Origin of the sequence: Staphylococcus lloydii (genome assembly GCF_015775975.1) — a bacterium.
GTDB classification, from domain to species: domain Bacteria; phylum Bacillota; class Bacilli; order Staphylococcales; family Staphylococcaceae; genus Staphylococcus; species Staphylococcus lloydii.
The window spans coordinates 1771896-1795527 of sequence record NZ_CP064056.1 but is presented as its reverse complement, the minus strand read 5'-3'; the positions used below and the strand labels follow the sequence as shown (position 1 = coordinate 1795527).

Here is a 23632-nt window from a genome sequence, read left to right as displayed (position 1 = left end):
CCTAAACAAAAAGTTATCTACAATTTCTATTATAGTATTTTAAGCGACATCATGGTAATGAAATAGGGGGATGACAATAAAAAAAAGACTTCTCCGTAAAGGAGAAGTCTTTTTTTTATTATAGGTGATGAGAGTGTCCGCCTTGCATAACCCAATAAGTACCTATAATGATTATTAAAGTAATAATTATAGCGAATATTACTTTGAAACTTTGTAAGTTACCGTCTTTACCTTCAGTTAAGTGCATGAACATTAATAATTGTACAGCAGCTTGAACAAAAGCAAAGCCGAAAATAATCGTGATTTTTGCGTTTAAAGTCAATGATGTGTATAGAGTAACGAAAACTGCTAAAAGTGTCAGGACAATAGAGGCTATAAAACCTACTGTGTGTTTAACTATTGTATTCATCCGCTATACACCATCCCTATCATATATACGGCAGTGAAGATGAAGATCCAAACAACATCTAAAAAGTGCCAGTATAAACTTACTATAAATAATTTTGGAGCATTGTCTTTGTTTAATCCGCGCATTGCAACTTGAATTAATAAACAAATAATCCAACAAATACCAACTGATACGTGGGCTCCGTGTGTGCCTAGCAAGATAAAGAAACTAGACCAGAAAGAACCGATAGTTGGGTTTACGCCTTCTGATGCATAGTGGCTAAATTCGTAAATTTCGAATCCAACGAATACTGCACCAAGAATAACAGTAATAATCATCCAAATCATCATTAATCTTTGGTTTTCTTTTCTCATATAGTAAATGGCAATACCACAAGTATATGAGCTGATTAACAATGCGAATGTCATAATAAGTACTAATGGTAATTCGAATAGTTCAGTAGTCATGCGGTGCGCATAGTCACCGCCGTGTTGTAACGTTAATAACGTTGCGAATAACGTACCGAACAATGAAAATTCAGCTGTAAGGAATATCCAAAAGCCAAGTTTATTCAGATTACCTTCATGTGAACGTGAATCAATAGTGTTTGTATCATGACTCATGACTTACAGCCTCCCTTTCTCTTTTACGTGCCTCACGTAGTTTAGCCTCAGTTTCTTCAATTTCAGATACATGGATATGATAACCATGATCGATTTGGAAACTTCTATAAATCATACAACCAAATACGCCTAATAAGCATATTATAGCTGGAATAATTGTTTCGAAGATTAAGAAGAATCCTCCGATTGTTAAGAAGATACCCATAAAGAAACCAACTGGTGTGTTGTTAGGCATGTGAATTTCTGAATAGTTATGGTTGTCTAAGTAGTGACGACCATGTTCTTTCATGTTTACAAACGTATCATAGTCATTCCAATCTGGAGTGACAGCAAAGTTATATTTAGGAGGCATAGCTGATGCCGTAGACCATTCTAAAGTACGGCCTAATCCATCCCAGTTGTCACCAGTTGCTTCACGTGGTGAAGTAAAGTGACTGTATACAATACTTGCTACTAGGAACATAAAGCCAAGCGCCATTAATAATGCACCGATTGATGAAATTACGTTTAGTAACCACCAACCATCTTCTGGCATGTAAGTGTAAAGACGACGTGGCATACCATCTAAACCTAGTACGAATTGTGGTAAGAAACAAACGTTAAATCCGATCATGAATAACCAGAAACACCATTTGTTAAGCGTTTCGTTTAATTTATAACCAGTCATCTTAGGATACCAGTAAATTAAACCGCCTAGACAAGCGAATACAACACCAGTTACGAGTGTGTAGTGGAAGTGTGCCACTAAGAAATACGTATTATGGTATTGGTAATCGGCTGCTGCCATTGCTAGCATGACACCCGTAACACCACCTAATAGGAAGTTAGGGATGAAAGCTAATGCCCAAAGCATTGGTGATTCGAATGATATTCTACCTTGGTACAATGTGAATAACCAGTTAAATAATTTAACTCCGGTAGGAATACCGATCATCATAGTTGTAATAGAGAAGAATGAGTTGATTAATGCACCATTACCCATTGTGAAGAAATGGTGAACCCAAACTAAGAAACTTAAGAATGCAATACCTGCTGTTGCCCATACCATACTTTGATGGCCGAATAATCGTTTACGAGCAAAAGTAGGGATGATTTCTGAATAAACACCGAATGCTGGCAAGATAACGATATAAACCTCAGGGTGCCCCCATACCCAGAAGAAGTTTGCCCAAAGCATTGGCATACCACCATGCGCAACTGAGAAGAATGCAGTGTCGAATATTCTATCAGTTGTGAATAATGCTAATGCAACAGTTAGTACTGGGAATGCCAAAATAACGATTAATGCTGTGATGAAAGTCGTCACAGTAAACATAGGCATTTCCATAAATTTCATTGTAGGTGTTTTACATCTAAGTATAGTAACAAAGAAGTTAATACCCGTCATTAATGTACCTAGACCAGAAATCTGAATGGCTATTAGATAATAGTTAACGCCTGGTCCCGGACTGAATTCACCTGCGAGTGGTGCATAGTTTGTCCAACCTGCAGCAGGAGAACCACCAACGATAAATGATAAGTTAAATAGTAACATTCCTGAGAAGAATAACCAGAAACTTACGTTGTTTAGTACAGGGAAGGCTACGTCTCGAGCACCAATTTGTAAAGGTACTACTACGTTCCATAATCCGAAGATAAATGGCATAGCCATAAAGATAATCATGATCACACCATGCGTACTAAAGATTTCGTTATAGTGGTTAGACTCTAAAAACTTATTGTCTGGTAAAGTTAATTGAGTACGAATTAATAGCGCATCAATACCACCACGTACGAACATTAATACAGCACAGATGATATACATAGCACCGATTTTTTTATGGTCAATAGATGTGAACCATTCTCTGTATAGATATTTCCATAATTTAAAGTACGTAATTACTGCCACTAACGCGATAATCATAAATGGCGCACCAATTTGTGCCATTGTGATCATCCAGTTACCGTGAACGAGTAATTGATCCCATGGAAAATTCATTAATGTCCACCTCCATGTTCATGGTCTTTTTTCTCAATTTCAGAAGCTTTTTTATCTTTAGCTCCTTTAGAGATTTTTTCCATTTCATCCATATTATGTGATTCGTCATCTTTGAATTCACTATCATATGGTTCGTTGTTGCCTAAAATCATTTTCTTCATACCATGACGTTCATAGTTAGCATTTGTAATTTGTGGTTTACGTTTTGGTTTGTCCGGTTTGCTTAAGACATCTTCTTTAATTTGTTTTTCACTATTAAAGTTAGGGTCTTTTTGTACGTAATTATAACGTTTATAAGCGTAGAATACGTACTCAGGATCAGCAGCCGGATCCACAAATGCCATGTGTGTACCACTGAATGTTAGATTTTTATTTTCAGTCGTAGGTAAAAGTTGCTTATCGAAAGTATCTTGATCTAATACTTTTTTCTTCTTAGCATCTTTAACCCAGTCTTTAAACTTGCTTTGGCTTACAGAATTTACGTCGAATGTTTGTCTAGCAAATCCTTCACCATTGAAGTTTGAGTTACGACCTCTAAACGTACCAGTCTTGTCCGCTGTTAACGTCCAATCCATAGTCATACCTGTCATAGCGTATTTTTGACCACCAAGTTGTGGAATCCAGAAACTTGTCATCATATCCATTGATTGAAGTTTGAATACAACCGGACGATCTTTAGGAATAGTTAAATGGTTAACAGTTTCGATTTTTTGATCAGGATAACTGAAGAACCATTTGTAACCAGCACTTGTTGCGTAAACTACAAGTGGATCATCCTTTTTCTCTGGTGGTTTTTCATATTGATACAATGATTTGACCGTAGGGATTGCTAAAGCAACAACAATTATAATTGGAACAATAAACCATATTGCTTCGATTAATGAATTGTGATGCATCTTACCAGATTCTTTATTATTTCCTAATCTATATTTGATTAAGAATAAAGCGAACATGATAAGTACAACAGCAATGATTACAAGCATGAAGATAATTGAATAAATAATCAAAAACTTCGAGTCGCTTGCCATTGGCCCTTTTGGGTTTAAAACTTCTACATTAGAACAACCACTAAGTAAAATTAGTGAGCCAAATAGTAGAAGCAAAGACTTAAATTTTGACACTTTTTTTGACCTCCTAATACTACAATTGTAGGGCTTACCATCAATTTTAAGATATTCCGCAATATTTACAAGTGTTTGTGAGAAAAAAATTATTGTAAAATTAAAATAACCCCAACAGAATCAACGTCTGGTGGGGGATGAAAGATTTGTTAAAATTATGTGTACATTTTGTGAAAAACGTCAAAATTGATAGAAACGTGACAAAAGCCATCAATCCATTGATAAACGTTATCAATTAGAGTGTTTCACAAAGTTTATGTATATTACTTAACTTCAATATAGCGCACAGATTTTTCTATTGCACCATTTGAATCTTGAACCTTATATTCTACTTTGTATTTACCTTCTTTATTTGTATCGACATAGCCGTTGACTTTAATTTTATCTGTTAGGTCGCCATCCTCTTTATCAAAAGCATGTACACCATTTAATAAGTTATAATCGTTTCCTTTTTTTACAATAGTGTCTTTAGCACCTTTTATTTCTGGAATTGAATTATCTGTTGCTTCGGCATTTAAATTAGGAGTTACTAAAGTTGCAGAGACTCCGATAGCTGATAATGATTGTAATAATTTATTCATGACGTTTACCTCCGTATGAAAACTGACCTTATGTTTAAATTAACTATAGCCTATTTTTATATATAAGACATCGTACTATGGTCCTAAAATCATCTTAGAAGGTAAAGTTTAGTTTATTATTAGAATCTAGTAAATACATTTAACAAATTTTTAACAAAATAAGATGCCCAATTAATATAATTGAAAGGACTAGTGTTATAAACAAGTATCTGCTCATTTATCTCTATATGATAGTAAATGATAATTGAATTCCATATTATATGGGAAAAATAGGATACAGTGTTATAAAACTAAGAAAGCAGCGCAAGCATATTCAATTAAATACAAGCGAATAAAAACGTCAATTTCTATATTCTTTCAATAGAAATTGACGTTTATTTAGTCAAAGTAATTTTTCTCGGAATCGGTGCTATAGAGCAGGCGAGGATTTATTTAATCCCTCTACGCATTTTTTCAGCTAATAAAGTATTATTAAGTACCATTGTGATCGTCATTGGACCTACGCCTCCAGGTACAGGTGTGATGGCGCCAGCAATTTCTTTTACGTCGTCATAATCAACGTCGCCTTTTAATTTGCCATTTTCGTCAGGTGTATTACCGACATCGATGACTACAGCACCTTCTTTAACATCATCTTTTGATACAATACCGGGTTGACCCACTGCACTTACAATAATATCTGCATTTTTAAGATGACTTTGCATGTCCTTAGTTTTTGAATGCATTATTGTAACTGTAGCATTTTTTTGTAGTAACAATTTATAAATAGGTTGTCCCACAATATGACTGCGACCAATGATAACTGCTTCTTTACCCTCGATGTCAATGTCTGCGTGGTTTAATAATTCCATAATACCTAGTGGTGTACATGGTACAAAAGTTTGTTCATCTATATAAAGTTTACCAATATTTGTTGGATGGAAACCATCAACATCTTTATCTGGATTAATTGACTCGATTATTTTTTGTTCACTAACTTGTTTTGGTAAAGGAACTTGGACTAAGATACCACTTACGCTGTCATCCTCATTTAAACGTTTTAGTTCGTTTAAGACTTCTTCTTCTGACGTAGATTCATCTAAATGTACGATTTCTGAAATCATACCAAGTTTTTCGGCAGCTTTCTTTTTAGAATTAACATAGCTTTGGCTTGCGCCATCATTACCTACTAAAATAACTGATAATTTAGGAGTAAAACCTTGCTCTTTCAATGACTCAACTTCTTCTTTTAACTTCTGTCTATAGTCTTGCGCAATTTGCTTACCATCTAATATTTTGGCAACCATTATATAATTCCTCCTTCAAATAACAAACTTTATCTTAACTTTATAACATAAAAAGCTGTTAATTATAAGCAAAAAACGTAAATTCAACACAAAATTTCTTTGAAAGTTCGATTTTTGATTGAAAATACATAACTTTGTTGTTATGCTATATCTGTAATATACATCTTCAGGTACTAACATTTCAAATTTTTGAAAGGGTGTTCAGATTGAAAGTGGCAGTAATTATGGGTAGTTCATCTGACTGGGAAATTATGCAAGAGAGTTGCAAAATGCTCGATACTTTTGAAATACCGTACGATAAAAAGGTTGTTTCAGCACATCGTACGCCTGACTTAATGTACGATTTTGCCAATAATGCACGTCAAAATGACTATGACGTTATTATTGCAGGCGCTGGAGGAGCGGCACATTTGCCGGGAATGGTTGCTTCAATGACTACCTTACCGGTTATAGGTATTCCTATTGAGTCTAAAAGTTTAAAGGGCTTAGATTCATTACTTTCTATAGTACAAATGCCGGGAGGTATACCTGTGGCAACGACAGCGATTGGCAAAGCAGGTGCTAAAAATGCCGGTATACTTGCAGCCAGAATACTTAGTATTAATAATCAACAAGTTGAACAGAATTTAATGCAATATAACCAATCTCTAGTGGAGAAAGTGGGGGAAATGCAGCGTGAAATTGACTAACTTACATTTCGGAGCAACGATAGGTATTATCGGAGGCGGCCAATTAGGTAAAATGATGGCGCAATCAGCTCAAAAAATGGGCTATAAAGTTATTGTTTTAGACCCAGATAAAGCATGTCCTTGTCAATATGTAGCACATGACTTCATAAATGCGAACTATAATGATATTGATGCATTAAATGAGTTAGGACGTCGTTCAGACGTGATTACATATGAATTCGAAAATATTTCTGCACCGCAATTAAAAGAACTTGTTACTAAATATAATATTCCGCAAGGATATGAAGCGATTGAGCTGTTGCAAGATCGTTTAACTGAGAAACAAACATTGCAACAGGCAAATACACAAATTGTTCCTTTTTTACGTGTTTCTTCTGAAGATGAACTTGTTCATGCAATTGAAACACTCGACTATCCATTTATCCTTAAAACAAGATTTGGGGGTTACGATGGCAAGGGTCAAATATTAGTGAAAGATAATACTTTCTTAGATGAAGCGCGTCAACTTATAGCGCAACAAGAATGTGTTGCAGAACAATATTTACAGTTAACTCAAGAATTATCTTTAACTGTCACGATTGGTAATAATCAAAGTGTTACTTTTTTCCCGTTACAAGAAAATGAACATAGACAGCAAATTTTATTTAAAACTGTGGTGCCTGCACGTTCTGACAAAGAACAAGAAGCAAGAAATGAAGTTAATAAAATAATAAATCAGATACATTTTATAGGAACGTTTACTGTAGAGTTTTTTGTCGATCAACAAAATAATTTGTATGTAAATGAAATAGCTCCTCGTCCTCACAACTCAGGACATTATTCAATTGAAGCATGTGATTTCTCGCAATTCGATACACATATATTAGCCATAACGGGTCAAGTTTTACCTACAGATATTACACTACTAAAACCTACTATTATGATGAATTTATTAGGAAAAGATTTGGATTTACTTGAGACTAAATTTAGTACAATGCCTGAGTGGCATGTACATATTTATGGCAAAGTAGATAGAAAGCCTAATAGAAAAATGGGGCATTTAACAGTGCTGACTAATAATATAGAAGAAACCGAATCAATGTTAATCAAACAGTTTGAAGGGAGAAACAACTAATGTCGTTGTTATATGAAGGAAAAGCTAAGAGAATTTACGCTACAGCAGAAGAAGATATTTTAAGAGTAGAATACAAAGATGAAGTAACGGCAGGTAATGGTGCTAAAAAAGATGTGATTGAAGGTAAAGGGCGATTGAATAATCAAATTACTTCGAATATTTTCAATTTTCTTAAATCTCAAAACCTAAATAGCCATTTTATCGAACAAATTTCAGAAACTGAACAACTTGTTACTGCAGTAGAAATTATACCTTTAGAAGTCGTAGTTAGAAATATTGCTGCTGGTTCAATTACTAAACGTTTAGGTTTTGAAAAAGGGCAAATATTTGAACAACCATTGGTCGAGTTTTTCTATAAAAATGATGATTTAAATGACCCTTTAATTACAGATGACCACGTAAAACTATTAAATATTGCAAATGATACTCAAATAACTCAATTAAAAAATGAAGCTTTGGAAATTAATAATAAATTAATTCAATTAATGGACAAAATGGAACTACGTCTAGTTGATTTCAAAATAGAATTTGGAATTACAAACGCAGGCGACATTATATTAGCAGATGAAATTTCTCCGGATACTTGTCGTATTTGGGACAAATATAGTGACACAAATTTTGATAAAGATGTGTATCGAGAAGACAGAGGCTCAATTATTGAAACGTATCAAACATTTTTAAATAAATTGGAGGCATTAGCATAATGAAAACTATTGAATTGCATATTACGTTACAACCACAAGTGTTAGACACACAAGGACAAGCACTTAATCGTGCGGTACATGACTTAGGCTATACGCAAGTTAACGATATTAGAGTAGGTAAATTATTGTATATGACAGTAGACGAAGCAACTGATGAAGCAGTACATAATGTAGTCGTTACTTTAAGTGAAAAATTATTTGCCAATACCGTAATCGAAGAATATAGCTACAAAGTGGTTGAAGAAGGAGAGAAAGCCTAATGAAATTTGCAGTATTGAAATTTCCAGGATCTAATTGTGATCGTGATATGTACAATGCGGCTGTTAAATCAGGTGTTGATGTCGAATATGTGGACTATCGTGAAACTTCTTTAAATGGGTTTGATGGTGTATTAATTCCTGGTGGATTTTCATTTGGTGACTATTTGAGATCAGGCGCAATGGCTAGTGTAGCGCCTATCATTACGGAGGTTAAACGTTTAGCTGACGAAGGTAAACCTGTTTTAGGTGTTTGCAATGGCTTCCAAATTTTGACTGAAATTGGTCTTTTACCTGGCGCATTATTACATAATGACGCACATATATTTGTGAGTAGAAACGAAAGGTTAAAAGTTGTTAACAATCATACGCGTTTTACAAATTTATATGAGTTAAATGAAGAAGTTGTCTATCCTGTTGCTCATGGAGAAGGTCATTACTACTGTACACAAGCTATGTATGATGAGTTGCAAGAAAATAATCAAATTATTTTAACTTATCATGACAACCCAAATGGCTCTTATAAAGATATAGCAGGTATTGTAAATAAACAAGGTAACGTTTGTGGCATGATGCCTCATCCTGAAAGGGCATTAGAACAAATATTAGGTACAGACAGTGGTATTAAATTGTTTGAGGCAATGGTTAATAGTTGGAGGGAACAAAATGTCTAAATTTATCGAACCAAGCGCAACTGAAATTAAAACAGAACAATTGTATAAAGATGTAGGTCTTAGCGATCAAGAATACAGTAAAGTTTGTGACATTTTAGGCAGAGAACCAAATTTTACTGAATTAGGTATCTTTTCGGTGATGTGGAGTGAGCATTGTTCATATAAACATTCAAAACCATTTTTGAAACAATTTCCAACTACTGGGGAACACGTATTAATGGGGCCAGGTGAAGGTGCAGGCGTTGTAGATATCGGTTATGATCAAGCAGTTGTTTTTAAAGTTGAATCCCATAACCATCCATCGGCAGTAGAACCATATCAAGGTGCTGCAACGGGTGTCGGTGGCATTATTAGAGATATTGTGTCTATCGGGGCAAGACCAATCAACTTGTTAAATAGTTTGAGATTTGGAGAGTTATCTGTAAAACAAAATCGTCGCTTATTAAGAGGTGTCGTTGCAGGTATTGGTGGTTACGGTAATTGTATAGGTATTCCAACTACAGCAGGTGAAATCGAATTTGACGATAGATACGATGGGAATCCTTTAGTAAACGCGATGTGTGTGGGTATTATTGACCACGATATGGTGCAAAAAGGAACAGCCAAAGGTGTTGGCAATTCAGTAATTTATGTAGGATTAAAAACAGGTAGAGATGGTATTCATGGTGCAACTTTTGCATCTGAAGAGTTGAGTGAAGATAGTGAAAGTAAAAGACCTTCTGTCCAAATTGGAGACCCATTCGTAGGTAAAAAATTAATGGAAGCAACTTTGGAAGCAATTAAATATGATGAGTTAGTTGGTATTCAAGACATGGGTGCGGCAGGTTTAACATCTTCTTCATCCGAAATGGCAGCTAAAGGCGGTAGTGGTTTGCATTTGAAATTAGAACAAGTACCTACCCGCGAACAAGGTATTTCACCATACGAAATGATGCTCTCAGAAACTCAAGAACGTATGTTGCTAGTTGTTGAAAAAGGAACAGAACAGAAATTTTTAGACCTTTTTGACTATCATGAATTGGATAGTGCGGTAATTGGAGAAGTAACAGATACAGATCGTTTTGTTTTAACGTACGAAGGTGAAGTGTTTGCCGATATTCCAGTCCAACCACTTTCTGATGAAGCGCCGGTGTATGTTTTAGAAGGTGAAGAACAAGTTTACAATCAAGAAAAAAATAACTATGACGATATCGATGTTGAACAGGTGTTTAACGACTTGTTGAAACATCCTACGATAGCTTCTAAAAAGTATTTATATGAACAATACGACCAGCAAGTTGGTGCAAATACGATCATTAAATCTGGTTTACAATCATCGGTGGTAAGGGTTGAAGGTACGAACAAAGCAATTGCGTCAACTATCGATGGCGAAGCAAGATACGTCTATAACCAACCTTATCAAGGTGGGAAAATGGTTGTTGCTGAAGCGTATAGAAACTTAATTGCCGTTGGTGCGACACCGTTGGCAATGACAGATTGTTTGAACTATGGTTCTCCAGAAAAGAAAGAAATTTATCAGCAGCTAATAGAATCTACAAAAGGTATGTCGGAAGCTTGTGACATATTAAATACACCTGTCGTTTCAGGAAACGTGTCTCTTTATAATGAAACTAGAGGTACTTCTATTTTTCCAACACCTGTAGTAGGTATGGTTGGATTGATTGAAGATGTGGATTATCTTGCTGATTTCCAACCTAGAGCAGGACATAAGTTATACATTGTAGGCGAAACTAAAGATGATTTTGGTGGTAGCCAAATCGAAAAATTATTATATACAGATGTTAATCATGAATCGGAAGAAATAGATCTATCACAAGAAGTGCAAAAAGGTGAAGCAGTTAAAAATTTAGTACGTGATGGTAGAGCGTCTCATGTGCAAACCGTTGGTAAAGGTGGCTTAGCAATCACATTAGCACGTATGAGTGCATTTTATGATTTAGGTATGGACGTTTCATTGTCTCTTACTAACGCACAATTATTTAGTGAAACGCAAGGACGTTACGTCGTCGCCGTTAAGGATGATCAACCTCTGAACATAGAGGGCGCGGTAGCAATAGGTTCATTTACACATGATAATAAGTTTGTTGTTTCTAACGGAGATAGTTTATTGAAAGATAAAGTATCAAATCTAAAAGAAGTGTGGGAAGGAGCAATTGCTCAATGTATGACTACAAAGGACTAAACGAAGAGTGTGGGTTATTCGGTATTTGGAATCATAATGAAGCGGCACATCTTACTTATATGGGTTTGCAAAGTTTACAACACCGTGGTCAAGAAGGTGCAGGTATAGTAGCTTCAAATAATGAAGAACTTGTTGGTGAGCGAGGACTAGGTTTATTAACAGAAGCGATTTCTGAACAAAGTTTGGAATCACTAAAATCATTTGGTCATGCCATTGGTCACGTTCGCTATGCTACTTCTGGTAATAAAGGCATTGAGAACATTCAGCCTTTTTTATATCACTTTTACGATATGAGTGTCGCTGTTTGTCATAACGGTAACTTAATTAATGCTCAAAGTTTACGTCAAGAATTGGAAGAACAAGGTTCTATATTTCATTCTTCATCAGATACAGAAGTTATCATGCACTTAATACGTAAAAGTAGAGCGGCAACTTTTGAAGAAGCGCTGAAAGAAAGTTTACGCACGATTAAGGGTGGCTTTACGTTTGCTTTGTTAACCAAAGATGCACTGTATGGTGCTGTTGATCCAAATGCCATTCGTCCATTAGTAATCGGTCAGTTACAGACGGGTGAATATGTCTTGGCAAGCGAAACGTGTGCGATTGATGTACTCGGCGGCGAATTTGTAAGAGACATACATGCCGGAGAATATGTCGTTATTAATGATGAAGGCGTACGTGTAGAATCATATACTCACGAAACGACTACTGCAATTTCAGCAATGGAATATATATATTTTGCTAGACCAGATTCAACTATTGCAGGTAAAAATGTACATGCTGTAAGGAAAATTACAGGGAAAAGACTAGCGCAAGAAAGTCCAGCAGCACATGCGGATATGGTAATTGGCGTACCGAACTCATCACTATCCGCAGCAACAGGATACGCAGAAGAATTAAATTTACCTTATGAAATGGGATTAGTAAAAAACCAATATATCGCCCGAACGTTTATACAACCTACACAGGCACTACGAGAACAAGGCGTAAGAGTTAAATTATCAGCTGTTAAAGATATTGTTCATGGTAAAAACATTGTCTTAGTTGATGACTCAATTGTACGTGGTACGACATGTAAGCGAATAGTAAGACTATTAAAGGATGCAGGTGCAAACGAAGTACATGTTAGGATCGCGTCACCTGAATTTATGTTTCCAAGTTTTTACGGTATCGACGTATCGACGACGGCAGAATTAATTTCAGCCCACAAATCACCAGATGAAATTAAAACATATATCGGTGCTGAATCATTAGCTTATTTATCGGTAGATGGTCTGATTGAGTCAATAGGTATTGATGAAGAAGAACCTTACAGTGGTTTATGTGTTGAAAGTTTTACTGGAGATTATCCAGCTGGTTTATACGACTATGAGGCACGTTTTAATGCTAATTTAAGTGAACGTCAACAAGCGTTTTTAACTAGCAATAAACAATACTTTGATAGAAAGGGAAATCAATATGTCTAAAGCTTATGAAAATGCAGGCGTTAACATTAATGCGGGATATGAAGCTGTTGAAAGAATTTCCAGTCATGTAGCACGTACGATGCGCAAAGAAGTATTTGGTGGATTAGGTGGTTTTGGCGCAACATTTGATTTATCTCAGTTAAATATGACAGCGCCGTTACTTGTTTCAGGTACAGATGGCGTTGGGACTAAGCTTAAGTTAGCGATTGACAATAACAAACATGACACAATCGGTATCGACGTTGTAGCAATGTGTGTGAATGATATTTTAACAACTGGTGCACAGCCGTTATACTTTTTAGATTATATTGCGGCAAATAAAGTGATTCCTGAAGTTATCGAACAAATTGTTAAAGGTGTTAGCGATGGATGTGAACAAACAAATACTGCGTTAATTGGTGGAGAAACTGCGGAAATGGGAGATATGTACCACGAAGGAGACTACGATTTAGCTGGATTTGCAGTTGGTGCAGTTGAAAAAGACGCCTATATTGATGGTGCTCAAGTAGAAGCTGGACATGTACTTGTCGGGTTGGGTTCAAGTGGTATTCATTCAAATGGGTACAGTCTTGTTAGAAAAATTATCGCTAATTCAGGTATTAACTTAAACGATTATTTTGATGAAAACCGTACTTATTTACAAACGTTTTTAGAACCTACACGTTTGTATGTGAAACCAGTGCTTGATATTTTAAATCAATTTAAAGTATATGCAATGACTCATATTACAGGTGGCGGGTTTTATGAAAATATTCCTAGAGCTTTACCTGAGGGAGTTACTGCTAAAATTGATGCCAATGCCTATGAAGTACCAAAAATATTTAAATGGTTACAACAACACGGTGATATACCTACAAATGAAATGTACAACGTATTTAATATGGGTATCGGTTATACCTTAGTAGTAGATAAAGAAAATAGCGATGCAATTATAAAAATTGCTAAACAGCACGATATAGACGCTTATGTTATAGGTGAAATTGCTGAAGGCGATGAACCTATACAAATAACGGGGGTATCAAATTGACTAAAATAGCTATTTTCGCTTCTGGTTCCGGGAGCAACTTCGAAAATATTATGACACAAATTGAACAAGGTTTGTTACCTAATATAGAAGTGACAGCATTATATACTGACCAATTGACGGCAAGTTGTATTGAACGAGCGAGACAATTTAAATTAGATGTACATATCAACGAGTTGAAAAACTTTGATTCTAAAGAAGATTATGAACGTAAAATTTTAGAATGGCTAACTTCTGAAAAAGTTGAATGGATTGTCTTAGCAGGTTATATGAAATTAATCGGCACGGAAATTCTTAATGCATATGATAGAAGGATTCTTAATATTCATCCATCGTTGTTACCGAAATATAAAGGTAAAGATGCAGTTGGCCAAGCATTAAATAGTGGTGATGATATCACAGGTACAACGGTTCATTATGTAGATAGTGGTATGGATACGGGCGAGATAATTGCGCAACGTACTTGCGCAATTTACCCCGATGATAATAAAGAGAGCTTAGAAACACGAATTAAGCAATTAGAACATAAACTATATCCCGAAGTAATCGCTGAAATTATACAATAAGAGGTGCGAAAAATGAAAAAAGCAATTTTAAGTGTTTCCGATAAAACTGGTATTGTAGATTTTGCTAAATCTTTAACAGAACAAGATTATGAACTTTATTCAACTGGTGGCACTATGCGTGCAATTAAAGAAGCAGGCGTGGAAGTTCATTCAATTTCTGAATTAACGCAGTTCGAAGAAATATTAGATGGACGCGTAAAAACATTACACCCAGCAGTACATGGCGGTATTTTAGCTGATAGAGATAAACCAGAACATTTAGCACAATTAAAAGAACAACATATAGCTTTAGTCGATATGGTAGTCGTTAACTTATATCCATTTAAAGAAACGGTGGCTAATCCCGACGTAACCGAAAGTGATGCAATTGAAAATATAGATATCGGTGGACCGACAATGTTAAGAGCGGCTGCGAAAAACTTTAAACATGTGACGACTATTGTGCATCCAGCAGATTACGATGAGGTAATCTCAAGAGTGAAAAATAATACTTTAGGTTATGAATACAAAAAATCGTTAATGATTAAAGTGTTTGAACATACGAATAGTTATGATGCAGCAATCGTTGACTTTTTTAACAATAATAAAGAAAGTTTACGATATGGAGAAAATCCGCAACAAGAAGCATATTTTGTACGCACATCAAATGAAAAGCATACATTGGGTGGTGCTGAGCAATTACACGGTAAACAACTAAGCTACAATAATATTAAGGACGCAGATGCTGCATTAGCATTAGTAAAACAATTTGAGCAACCAGCAGCGGTAGCAGTAAAACATATGAATCCTTGTGGGGTTGGTATAGGTGATGACATAGAAAGTGCATATACACATGCATTTGAAGCAGATAGTCAATCCATTTTTGGTGGTATTGTTGCTTTAAATAGAAAAGTTGATGCCACGCTTGCCAATAAATTACATGAGATCTTTTTAGAAGTAGTCATTGCTCCCGAATATAGTGAAGAAGCTTTGAATATTTTAAAACAAAAGAAAAATATTAGATTGTTAGAAATTGGTATGCATATCGATAATGATGAACAAGAACTTGTATCAGTCTCAGGTGGGTATCTTGTTCAAGACAAAGATAATGAAAAGATTCAACGTGAAGACATGTCAGTCGTAACGGAAGTTGCGCCTACAGAAGAACAGTGGAAAGCAATGCTACTTGGCTGGAAAGTTGTGGGCTCGGTTAAAAGTAATGCAGTAATTTTAACAAACGATAAACAAACTGTTGGTATTGGTGCAGGTCAAATGAATCGTGTAGGATCGGCAAAAATTGCCATCGAAAGAGCAATTGAAATGAATGATAATGTCGCACTTGTATCAGATGGTTTCTTCCCAATGGGAGACACGGTAGAATTAGCTGCCCAATCAGGGATTAAAGCAATAATTCAACCAGGCGGTTCAATTAAAGATCAAGAATCAATTGATATGGCAAATAAATATGGAATCACTATGGTAACGACGGGTGTACGTCACTTTAAACATTAAATGGAAGGTAGGTTGAAAAAATGAAAGTTCTTGTAATAGGTTCGGGTGGTAGAGAACACGTACTCACTTTTAAACTTAATCAATCTAATCTAGTTAGCCATTTATTTGCGATTCCTGGCAATGACGCTATGGTAAATATTGCAGAAGTCCATAAAGAGATTGCTGAAAATGACCATGCAACAATCGTTGAATTTGCGGTAGCTCATAATATAGATTGGGCTATTATTGGACCTGAGCAACCATTGACAGAAGGGTTAACAGATAAACTTCAAGCTGAAGGTATTAAAGTATTTGGACCAAATAAAATTGCAGCTCAAATTGAAGGTTCAAAGTCATTTGCAAAACAAATCATGGAAAGACACAATATTCCAACCGCTGATTATCAAGAGATAAATAATAAGGACAAAGCGTTAACATACATTGAACAATGTGATTACCCAATTGTTTTGAAAAAAGATGGTTTAGCCGCAGGTAAAGGCGTTATCATAGCGCAAAATTATGATGAGGCACTTGAAGCAGTACAAGCATTTTATGAAAATGGTGATGAACTTGTCGTTTTCGAAACATTTTTAGAAGGAGAAGAATTTTCACTGATGACCTTTGTTAATGGTGATTATGCAGTACCTTTCGATTGTATTGCACAAGATCATAAACGTGCATTTGATGACGACAAAGGGCCTAATACAGGCGGAATGGGAGCTTATTGTCCAGTTCCACACATCGGCGAAGATATATTACAGCAAACAAACGAAACGATAGCGCAACCGATAGCAAAAGCTATGTATGAGGAAGGTTATTCATTTTTTGGTGTATTATATATAGGTGCTATTATTACTAAAGAAGGTCCAAAAGTAATTGAATTTAATGCACGTTTTGGGGACCCTGAAGCGCAAGTGTTATTAAGTCGTATGGATAGCGACTTAATGCAACACATCATCGATCTAGAGCAAAAACGACCTATTCAATTTAAATGGAAAGATGATGCTTTTGTTGGTGTAATGTTGGCTTCGAAAGGATATCCAGGTACATACGAAAAAGGGGAGCGCGTTGCAGGCTTCACTTTAAATGGTAATTATTTTGTAAGTGGCCTTACGCTACAAAATGATGATTATGTAACAAGCGGTGGGAGAGTTATATTAGCTGTAGGACAAGGTGAAAATATCGAAAAAGCGAAGCAGCAAGCATACAATCTTGTAAGAAACATTGAAAGTGATGCTTTATACTATAGAAATGATATAAGCAATAAAGCGATAAAATAAAGTAAAAATAAACGTCAATTTTTATCTGATTAAGATAGAAATTGACGTTTTTGCTATTTATATGAGGCATTAATAAATATTATTAACTCTTACGTCATCAATGCTAGTAATAGGTATGAAGTGTGCCAATACAAAGGCTAAAGCTACTAACACAATCATCACGACGATTAAAATAATATCCTTATATGAAAATGGAACATAATAATAATACGTACGTGGACCATCTTTAAAGCCTTTTTTCTCCATAGCTACTGAAAGTTGATGTGCTTTTCTAATATTTTGACTTAGCATAGGAATTAATAAATGTTTAAAACGATTTAATCCTTTGTAGTTTTTTGAAGGTATCATTTGATAACGCATTTTTAACGTTCTTCTCAATTGTACAAATGAACTTAACATAAGAGGCACCATTCTTACTGCTGCCATAAAAGCATATGCGAACTTGGGCTTAACTTTTAAGTGCTGCATTAAACTATAAAAAATCATCACGATTTGCGAAGAGAATACGACTAACAAACCAAAGAATGAGACGGTCATCGTTCTTAACGAAAGATGTAGTCCTCTAATTAAGCTTTCTATAGAAATTTGAATGAAGCCGAGTTTAAATAACATATGCGTACCATTACCATAAAAAATCATAAATAGTGCCGACACTATACTGAATAGCATTGTGAAGAGTATAAATATAAATGTGACTCTTAATTTGATACCACTAAAAATCAATAAAAATAAAACCGTAAGTAACGCCAAGTAAATCATTAAATCAAATTGGTGAATTAATATTACTAAGAAAAATAATAATACTGATAGTGCCAATTTCGTAATAATATTAACATCATCTAAGAAGGTGTATCGTGTTTTCCATAAATCAAACATGTGCTTCACCTAACATTTCTACGAGTTGTTTATTTTCTACGTGTATTCTTCGTGTAGAATAGCGTTTTATAATTTCAGAATCATGCGTAACCATAACGATAGTTTGTCCTTTGTTAATACGTTCTTGAAACAATTTGATAAGATTAAATGTATTATGGCTATCTAAACCGAAAGTAGGTTCATCTAATAAGATGATTTCAGCCTCAGAACTTAATGCGGTAGCAACGCTTAAACGTCTTTTTTGTCCTACAGAAAGTTCAAAAGGGTGTTGATGTTTAACTTCAGTTAAATTCAGCTCGTGTAACATTGCTTCTGTTTTCTGCTGCGCTTCAGTATCGCTATAGTTTGAATATTGTACATATATTTCATCATAAACAGAGTTAGTGATAAATTGTAATTCAGGATTTTGATAAACTAAAAAGGCATGGTGTGCAATATCTTTTATCTTACGGATAATTTTATTGTTAAAATACATAGTTCCTTCATATTGAATAAGTTGCATTAAAGATTCTAATAAAGATGTTTTCCCACTTCCGTTAGCCCCAGTAATTGTAATCCATTCACCTTGATTTATCGTTAATTCATTGATTTTAATCAACGCGCGTTTGTCTCTTTTTATCGTGCATTGCTCGAGCCGAAGTTGGTAGTCTGTCTTTTCTACTGTATGTTGTTTGATAGGTTGAGGTGCATAATCCCAGGCTTTAGGATGCCAAACTCCATATTCGGTTAGTAGATGTTCATAGTTAGTTAATATTGATTGCGGTTGTTCATCTGCAATAATATTGCCGTCATAATCGAATAAAATGACTCTATCAATGTGTTCCCAAATATGAGCTACTTTATGTTCGACAATGAGTACGGTTTGATTAGTCCACAATGACTTAATTTTTGACCAAAGCGCTTCTGTCGCTTCAACGTCTAACATTGCAGTAGGTTCGTCTAGAAATAATGTGTTGGCATTTTGTAACAACGTTTCTGCAATTGCCAATTTTTGTTTCATACCACCACTTAATTGGTTTACATATTGGTCTTTATTTACAGACAAACCAACAGATTGCAAGGCTTTCGATATCTCTTCATCCATTTGTTCTCTCGGTACTTGTCTATTTTCTAAAATAAAAGCGAGTTCTTCATAGACTTTTGGCATACAAAATTGTGTATCAGGGTCTTGAAAAATAACACCACTATTTACATCTCTATCTAATTGATCATATTTTAATGGTAGTTCTATCAATTCAGGTACTATGCCGCTAAGTACATTTAACAAAGTACTCTTACCTGACCCTGAGGGTCCTAGTAATAGGACTTTTTCTTGTTCTTTAATTGTAATATCCAACCCATCAAAAATCTTTTTATTGGCGTTTGGGTATTTTAGGCGTAAATTTTTTGCTACTAACACATACAACGCTCCTTATAAATTATCGTAATCTTCTTTTGATGAGGGTCTAAATAATCTCGTAACACCTGTTTGATCGAGTGCCTTAACTATATAGTAAGAGAGTAGGCCAGCAACTAATATACCGCCTAACAAACGAAAAACAATGTAAAGTGTTAAGTTCCAACTTGTTAGCGATGCTAAGTAACCATAAGCAAAGTCTAACGGTAACGTTGAGATAGCAGTTAATAACCCTGCTAAAATTGCGACGATAGCTTTTCGGGATTTATATCTAAAAATTGCAAATATAATTTCACAGGCTAAACCTTGAACGAAAGCGTAAATCATTGTAGCGATATCGAAACGACCCATAATAATAGTTTCACCAGCACCGGCAGCAAATTCGGCTAATAAGGCAATACCTGCTTTGGGAATAATAAGGTAGGCCACTACAGCTGCCATAAACCAAGCGCCATAAGTAATTTCTTCTATATGAAGTCCAGATACTTGAAATGCTTTATACACGAAATTCCAAATATTATAGATAATTGCAAAAACGATAGCAATAAGTATTGTGACTAGTATTTCTGATAGTTTTAAACCTTTTGACATGTAACATTCCTCCATAAAAAAACGCACAACCTCTCTAGAAGTTGTGCGTAATTATAGGCATAATTATACAAAAAAATTAATGAATTAATAATTATAATTGTACACTTTCCTACGCTAGTCTCATCTAGATCAGGTTCAAAGGGTTTGAGGCAATCCTCATCTCAGTTACAAAACACCCCTAGTGCGTATATTAAGTTTTAATTTAACCTTAATGTATGCCTTTTAATATAGTTTGTCAAGACTGTAAGTAGAAATTTGACATCTTACATCCTTATTCAAATAAATCTTGAACGTTTTTCTTTGTTTCTTCGTGATTATCAGAACCATTTTCTTTTTTATCTTTTAGTTCATTTTCAGCATTTTTAGCTTGTTCAGCTGCGTCTTTGTGCATTTCTTCTTTACTCATAGGTAACCACTCCTTATTTTAGCGTTTTACTATATAAAGTTGTTATACAGATGTGTTTACCTCGTTCACAAGATTTAAAACAAATTAATTATATTACTATTGCAAGAAATCGTATAAATAAGGTATTCTTAACTAATTGAAGTTTGTTTAAAATAAAACAAACTGTGGAAAGTTTAATGTGTGTGTATTTTATATCATACTATAGACTTATTTATCGGTTTAATTAAAGACAAGATTCTTAAGTTCGTTTATAATAACTTTGAGGTGAATGGTATGTCGTTTTTGAAAAAACACGCCGAAATATTATATAGCTATGTAATTGGTATAGTGTCGATTTTGATAAGTGTCATTATATTACTTAATCTATCATTAATTAATAAACTTAATGGTAAAGATAAGATAGAATTACATATTCATAATGTTTGGGACTTTATTAATGCATTTTTCGGTGAAATTATTAGGGTGACGAGTAATTATATAGGTAGTTTCCCAGTTGTTAGTGCCATTATAATAATTCTATTTGGTGCTTTAGTTATTTATTTAGGTTTTACATTATATCGTACGACTAAATATGATTATGATATTTCCATATTCTTCTTAGTAGTAGGAATTTTATACTTCCTAATAACAATCATTTTAATGACACAAATTTATAGCTTCTTTGCGGTATTATTTATAGTGCCATTCGCTATTCATATAGGATATATCGTTTATAAAGACGAATTGAATCCTAATCATCGCAAGTATCACTATCTATGGATAATTTTTAGTTATGGCATTGTTTATCTATTGACGCAAATTGTACTATACAGTCGTATAGACAGCGATGAAATTTTACCAATAGATATCTTAAGTATTAATACATTCTTTTTAATCATGTGGATATTAGGACAAATGTCTATATGGAATTTCTTGTTTTTAAGAAGATCACTTCCACTTACTAAACAAGAATTAGGTGAAGAAGAGCCAGAACTTTCTCGCATGAGTAAAGATTCTATGACAAATCAAACAAAAGAACATTGGAAAAACTTACAAGATAGAACAACTGAATTTACGCGTAAAACACGTAGAAGTGTTGACTTACAGAAATTGCGTGATAAGAAAGATAAATTTATTAACAAATGGAAAGAAATTATAGATATTCAAGAAGATGACGTACCAAATTGGATGAAGAAGCCTAAATGGTTGAAGACTGCATACGTTGAATTATTTTGTGGTGCGGTTCTATTATTCTTTACATTGATTGAATTTAATAATAGAAATAGTTTATTCGTATCAGGTGAATGGGAAATTTCTCAAACACAATATGTGATTGAATGGGTGACACTACTATTATTAATGTTTGTAATTATTATTTACATTTTAACTACACTCACTAATTTCTTACGCGATAAATTTTATTATTTACAGCTATTTATGATTAGTTTGCTGTTCTTTAAATTACTTACAGAATTTGTAAATATCATGGTTCACGGATTGTTGTTATCTATTTTCATTACGCCAATTCTATTTATCATGTTAATTGCGGTTATCGTTTCATTTGTAATCAAACTAAGACATTAAAATAATTAGATTAATGCAACTTAATGGTTTTGTAATTGAGGCCATTAAGTTGTATTTTTTTGTGTTTTAAAGTTTATAAGTTGTTACAAACGCTACATTTTAGTAGAAATTAAGAGATTAAATATTCACATTTGTGATGTGCTACAGTGTAAACAACATGTTAAAATAAAAAGCGCTATAAACTATATATAAAGAAAGGTCGGCAAATTATGAAAACAGCCACTTTAAATAGAGGAAAAGAAACTAAATATAATAATCAATATCCATTAATTGAAGAAGACGATATATACGCACATGACCATTTAAAAGAAGGGGATTTATTTTATTTAGTGACAAATAAAGAGGAGTATATTGCAACGTGTTATGTTGGTAGACAACATAAAGGTATAGGTTGGGTACTAAGTTATGATAAAGAAGAAGAGATAAATGCGTCTTACTTTGAACGTTTATTTCACATTGCAAACGAAGAAAGGACTTATTTTTATAATTTAGATGGTACTTCTGCATTTAGATTGTTTAATAGTGAAGGTGATGGCGTTGGTGGTTTAACTATTGATAATTATAACGGTCATCTTTTAATTCAATGGTATTCAAAAGGAATTTACAAATTTAGATATTTAATATTGAAAGCAATTGAAGCGGTATTTGAATATACGTCTATATATGAAAAAATGCGTTTTAAAGATGAAACGTTAACGGGTGGTTATGTCACGGGTGAAGCTCCAGAATTCCCAATTGTAATTGAAGAAAACAATACTTTTTACAATGTGAATTTAGATGATGGCTTAATGACTGGTATCTTTTTAGACCAAAAAGAAGTACGTAAAAAGTTAAGAGACAAATTCTCAACAGAACGTGATGTTTTAAATTTATTTAGTTATACAGGTGCGTTTTCAGTTGTAGCTGCTAATGAAGCTAATAGTACTACGAGCGTTGATTTAGCTAATCGTTCACGTGGTCTTACAGAAGATAATTTTGGTTTGAATGGCATTGATCCTAAATCTCAATATATTTATGTAATGGATACTTTTGACTTCTTTAATTATGCACGTCGTCACGATCATTTTTACGATACGATTGTAATCGATCCACCAAGTTTTGCTAGAAATAAAAAGAAAACATTTTCTGTTACAAAAGATTATGACAAGTTAATTTTAGGTGCATTAGATATTTTAGGTCCAGACGGCAATCTGTTATTGTGCACGAACAATAGTACATTCTCACTCAAAGCATTTAAAAAAGTAATTAATGATACATTGGATAATGCCGATGTAGATTATGAATTGATAGAAGTCATGGGATTGCCTAAAGATTTCAAAACACATCCACATTACAAACCTTCCAAATATTTAAAAGCTATCTTCTTGCAAATTAAATAATTTATTGAAAAAAGGGTA

General features: G+C 34.2%; 23 protein-coding genes and 1 riboswitch. Of the genes, 13 read left to right on the top strand and 10 right to left on the bottom strand.

All coding sequences use genetic code 11. From position 1 onward, the window contains the following. Window positions 1-118 precede the first annotated feature (118 nt). The 6 genes from qoxD to folD form a co-directional block, all read right to left on the bottom strand. Window positions 119-409, bottom strand: coding sequence for a cytochrome aa3 quinol oxidase subunit IV (qoxD, locus tag ISP08_RS08720; protein WP_048794237.1), 291 nt, complete (start codon window positions 407-409; stop codon window positions 119-121). Beyond that, window positions 406-1011 (bottom strand): cytochrome aa3 quinol oxidase subunit III, encoded by a 606-nt coding sequence (gene qoxC / locus ISP08_RS08715; RefSeq protein ID WP_048794236.1) that lies wholly within the window; start codon window positions 1009-1011, stop codon window positions 406-408. The genes qoxD and qoxC overlap by 4 nt, the downstream gene beginning before the upstream one ends. Then, window positions 1001-2989 carry a cytochrome aa3 quinol oxidase subunit I gene (qoxB, locus tag ISP08_RS08710; RefSeq protein WP_195718368.1) on the bottom strand — a complete coding sequence of 663 codons (1989 nt, stop codon included), beginning with the start codon at window positions 2987-2989 and terminating at the stop codon, window positions 1001-1003. The genes qoxC and qoxB overlap by 11 nt, the downstream gene beginning before the upstream one ends. Next, complete coding sequence (qoxA, locus tag ISP08_RS08705) at window positions 2989-4110, bottom strand: cytochrome aa3 quinol oxidase subunit II (protein WP_048794234.1); 1122 nt, start codon at window positions 4108-4110, stop codon at window positions 2989-2991. Before qoxA ends, qoxB begins: the two co-directional genes overlap by 1 nt. 263 nt (window positions 4111-4373) lie before the next feature. Next, window positions 4374-4691 (bottom strand): immunoglobulin-like domain-containing protein, encoded by a 318-nt coding sequence (locus tag ISP08_RS08700; protein WP_048794233.1) that lies wholly within the window; start codon window positions 4689-4691, stop codon window positions 4374-4376. Between the two features lie 428 nt (window positions 4692-5119). Next, window positions 5120-5977 (bottom strand): bifunctional methylenetetrahydrofolate dehydrogenase/methenyltetrahydrofolate cyclohydrolase FolD, encoded by an 858-nt coding sequence (gene folD / locus ISP08_RS08695; protein ID WP_195718367.1) that lies wholly within the window; start codon window positions 5975-5977, stop codon window positions 5120-5122. A 206-nt stretch (window positions 5978-6183) separates the two neighbouring features. Between folD and purE the strand changes: the two genes are divergently transcribed. From purE to purD, 11 genes are read left to right on the top strand one after another with little or no spacing between them, the layout of a single operon-like run. Then, window positions 6184-6666, top strand: coding sequence for a 5-(carboxyamino)imidazole ribonucleotide mutase (purE, locus tag ISP08_RS08690; protein ID WP_195718366.1), 483 nt, complete (start codon window positions 6184-6186; stop codon window positions 6664-6666). Beyond that, window positions 6653-7780, top strand: a complete 1128-nt coding sequence (gene purK, locus ISP08_RS08685) for a 5-(carboxyamino)imidazole ribonucleotide synthase (protein WP_195718365.1) — start codon at window positions 6653-6655, stop codon at window positions 7778-7780. The genes purE and purK overlap by 14 nt, the downstream gene beginning before the upstream one ends. Next, on the top strand, window positions 7780-8484 hold the full coding sequence (purC, locus tag ISP08_RS08680) for a phosphoribosylaminoimidazolesuccinocarboxamide synthase (RefSeq protein WP_195718364.1): 705 nt from the start codon (window positions 7780-7782) through the stop codon (window positions 8482-8484). Before purK ends, purC begins: the two co-directional genes overlap by 1 nt. Further along, entirely contained in the window at window positions 8484-8744 is a 261-nt protein-coding gene (gene purS, locus ISP08_RS08675) for a phosphoribosylformylglycinamidine synthase subunit PurS (protein ID WP_048794228.1), read from the top strand. Before purC ends, purS begins: the two co-directional genes overlap by 1 nt. Then, on the top strand, window positions 8744-9415 hold the full coding sequence (gene purQ, locus ISP08_RS08670) for a phosphoribosylformylglycinamidine synthase subunit PurQ (RefSeq protein ID WP_195718363.1): 672 nt from the start codon (window positions 8744-8746) through the stop codon (window positions 9413-9415). The genes purS and purQ overlap by 1 nt, the downstream gene beginning before the upstream one ends. Beyond that, on the top strand, window positions 9408-11597 hold the full coding sequence (gene purL / locus ISP08_RS08665; protein WP_195718362.1) for a phosphoribosylformylglycinamidine synthase subunit PurL: 2190 nt from the start codon (window positions 9408-9410) through the stop codon (window positions 11595-11597). Before purQ ends, purL begins: the two co-directional genes overlap by 8 nt. Then, window positions 11576-13063, top strand: coding sequence for an amidophosphoribosyltransferase (gene purF, locus ISP08_RS08660; RefSeq protein WP_195718361.1), 1488 nt, complete (start codon window positions 11576-11578; stop codon window positions 13061-13063). Before purL ends, purF begins: the two co-directional genes overlap by 22 nt. Further along, window positions 13056-14090: a phosphoribosylformylglycinamidine cyclo-ligase gene (gene purM, locus ISP08_RS08655; protein ID WP_195718360.1), complete on the top strand. Its 1035-nt coding sequence runs from the start codon at window positions 13056-13058 to the stop codon at window positions 14088-14090. Before purF ends, purM begins: the two co-directional genes overlap by 8 nt. Next, entirely contained in the window at window positions 14087-14653 is a 567-nt protein-coding gene (purN, locus tag ISP08_RS08650) for a phosphoribosylglycinamide formyltransferase (RefSeq protein WP_195718359.1), read from the top strand. Before purM ends, purN begins: the two co-directional genes overlap by 4 nt. Before the next feature lie 12 nt (window positions 14654-14665). Next, on the top strand, window positions 14666-16144 hold the full coding sequence (gene purH / locus ISP08_RS08645; RefSeq protein ID WP_195718358.1) for a bifunctional phosphoribosylaminoimidazolecarboxamide formyltransferase/IMP cyclohydrolase: 1479 nt from the start codon (window positions 14666-14668) through the stop codon (window positions 16142-16144). Window positions 16145-16164: 20 nt separating this feature from the next. Next, window positions 16165-17403 (top strand): phosphoribosylamine--glycine ligase, encoded by a 1239-nt coding sequence (gene purD, locus ISP08_RS08640; protein ID WP_195718357.1) that lies wholly within the window; start codon window positions 16165-16167, stop codon window positions 17401-17403. Window positions 17404-17472: 69 nt separating this feature from the next. Here purD and ISP08_RS08635 read toward each other — a convergent pair whose 3' ends face one another. From ISP08_RS08635 to graF, 4 genes are all read right to left on the bottom strand, one after another. Further along, window positions 17473-18279, bottom strand: coding sequence for an energy-coupling factor transporter transmembrane component T family protein (locus tag ISP08_RS08635; protein ID WP_195718356.1), 807 nt, complete (start codon window positions 18277-18279; stop codon window positions 17473-17475). Further along, window positions 18272-19678, bottom strand: coding sequence for an ABC transporter ATP-binding protein (locus tag ISP08_RS08630; RefSeq protein ID WP_195718355.1), 1407 nt, complete (start codon window positions 19676-19678; stop codon window positions 18272-18274). The genes ISP08_RS08635 and ISP08_RS08630 overlap by 8 nt, the downstream gene beginning before the upstream one ends. A gap of 12 nt (window positions 19679-19690) precedes the next feature. Then, window positions 19691-20266 (bottom strand): ECF transporter S component, encoded by a 576-nt coding sequence (locus tag ISP08_RS08625; RefSeq protein ID WP_048794218.1) that lies wholly within the window; start codon window positions 20264-20266, stop codon window positions 19691-19693. Window positions 20267-20355: 89 nt separating this feature from the next. Further along, window positions 20356-20456: riboswitch (TPP riboswitch) on the bottom strand. 81 nt (window positions 20457-20537) lie between these two features. Next, on the bottom strand, window positions 20538-20672 hold the full coding sequence (gene graF, locus ISP08_RS08620) for a glycopeptide resistance-associated protein GraF (protein WP_195718354.1): 135 nt from the start codon (window positions 20670-20672) through the stop codon (window positions 20538-20540). A 273-nt stretch (window positions 20673-20945) separates the two neighbouring features. On the opposite strand from graF, the gene auxA reads away from it, so the two are divergent. After that, window positions 20946-22235 (top strand): lipoteichoic acid stability factor AuxA, encoded by a 1290-nt coding sequence (auxA, locus tag ISP08_RS08615; RefSeq protein WP_195718353.1) that lies wholly within the window; start codon window positions 20946-20948, stop codon window positions 22233-22235. 209 nt (window positions 22236-22444) lie between these two features. Continuing rightward, window positions 22445-23614, top strand: coding sequence for a class I SAM-dependent rRNA methyltransferase (locus ISP08_RS08610; RefSeq protein WP_195718352.1), 1170 nt, complete (start codon window positions 22445-22447; stop codon window positions 23612-23614). The last annotated feature ends 18 nt before the right edge of the window (window positions 23615-23632 follow it).

What these genes read in the sequence shown, in the direction of transcription:
- qoxD (WP_048794237.1), bottom strand. Translation starts at nt 409, where the DNA reads ATGAATACAATAGTTAAACACACAGTAGGTTTTATAGCCTCTATTGTC.
- qoxC (WP_048794236.1), bottom strand. Translation starts at nt 1,011, where the DNA reads ATGAGTCATGATACAAACACTATTGATTCACGTTCACATGAAGGTAAT.
- qoxB (WP_195718368.1), bottom strand. Translation starts at nt 2,989, where the DNA reads ATGAATTTTCCATGGGATCAATTACTCGTTCACGGTAACTGGATGATC.
- ISP08_RS08700 (WP_048794233.1), bottom strand. Translation starts at nt 4,691, where the DNA reads ATGAATAAATTATTACAATCATTATCAGCTATCGGAGTCTCTGCAACT.
- folD (WP_195718367.1), bottom strand. Translation starts at nt 5,977, where the DNA reads ATGGTTGCCAAAATATTAGATGGTAAGCAAATTGCGCAAGACTATAGA.
- purC (WP_195718364.1), top strand. Translation starts at nt 7,780, where the DNA reads ATGTCGTTGTTATATGAAGGAAAAGCTAAGAGAATTTACGCTACAGCA.
- purS (WP_048794228.1), top strand. Translation starts at nt 8,484, where the DNA reads ATGAAAACTATTGAATTGCATATTACGTTACAACCACAAGTGTTAGAC.
- purQ (WP_195718363.1), top strand. Translation starts at nt 8,744, where the DNA reads ATGAAATTTGCAGTATTGAAATTTCCAGGATCTAATTGTGATCGTGAT.
- purL (WP_195718362.1), top strand. Translation starts at nt 9,408, where the DNA reads ATGTCTAAATTTATCGAACCAAGCGCAACTGAAATTAAAACAGAACAA.
- purF (WP_195718361.1), top strand. Translation starts at nt 11,576, where the DNA reads ATGTATGACTACAAAGGACTAAACGAAGAGTGTGGGTTATTCGGTATT.
- purM (WP_195718360.1), top strand. Translation starts at nt 13,056, where the DNA reads ATGTCTAAAGCTTATGAAAATGCAGGCGTTAACATTAATGCGGGATAT.
- purH (WP_195718358.1), top strand. Translation starts at nt 14,666, where the DNA reads ATGAAAAAAGCAATTTTAAGTGTTTCCGATAAAACTGGTATTGTAGAT.
- purD (WP_195718357.1), top strand. Translation starts at nt 16,165, where the DNA reads ATGAAAGTTCTTGTAATAGGTTCGGGTGGTAGAGAACACGTACTCACT.
- ISP08_RS08635 (WP_195718356.1), bottom strand. Translation starts at nt 18,279, where the DNA reads ATGTTTGATTTATGGAAAACACGATACACCTTCTTAGATGATGTTAAT.
- ISP08_RS08625 (WP_048794218.1), bottom strand. Translation starts at nt 20,266, where the DNA reads ATGTCAAAAGGTTTAAAACTATCAGAAATACTAGTCACAATACTTATT.
- graF (WP_195718354.1), bottom strand. Translation starts at nt 20,672, where the DNA reads ATGAGTAAAGAAGAAATGCACAAAGACGCAGCTGAACAAGCTAAAAAT.
- auxA (WP_195718353.1), top strand. Translation starts at nt 20,946, where the DNA reads ATGTCGTTTTTGAAAAAACACGCCGAAATATTATATAGCTATGTAATT.
- ISP08_RS08610 (WP_195718352.1), top strand. Translation starts at nt 22,445, where the DNA reads ATGAAAACAGCCACTTTAAATAGAGGAAAAGAAACTAAATATAATAAT.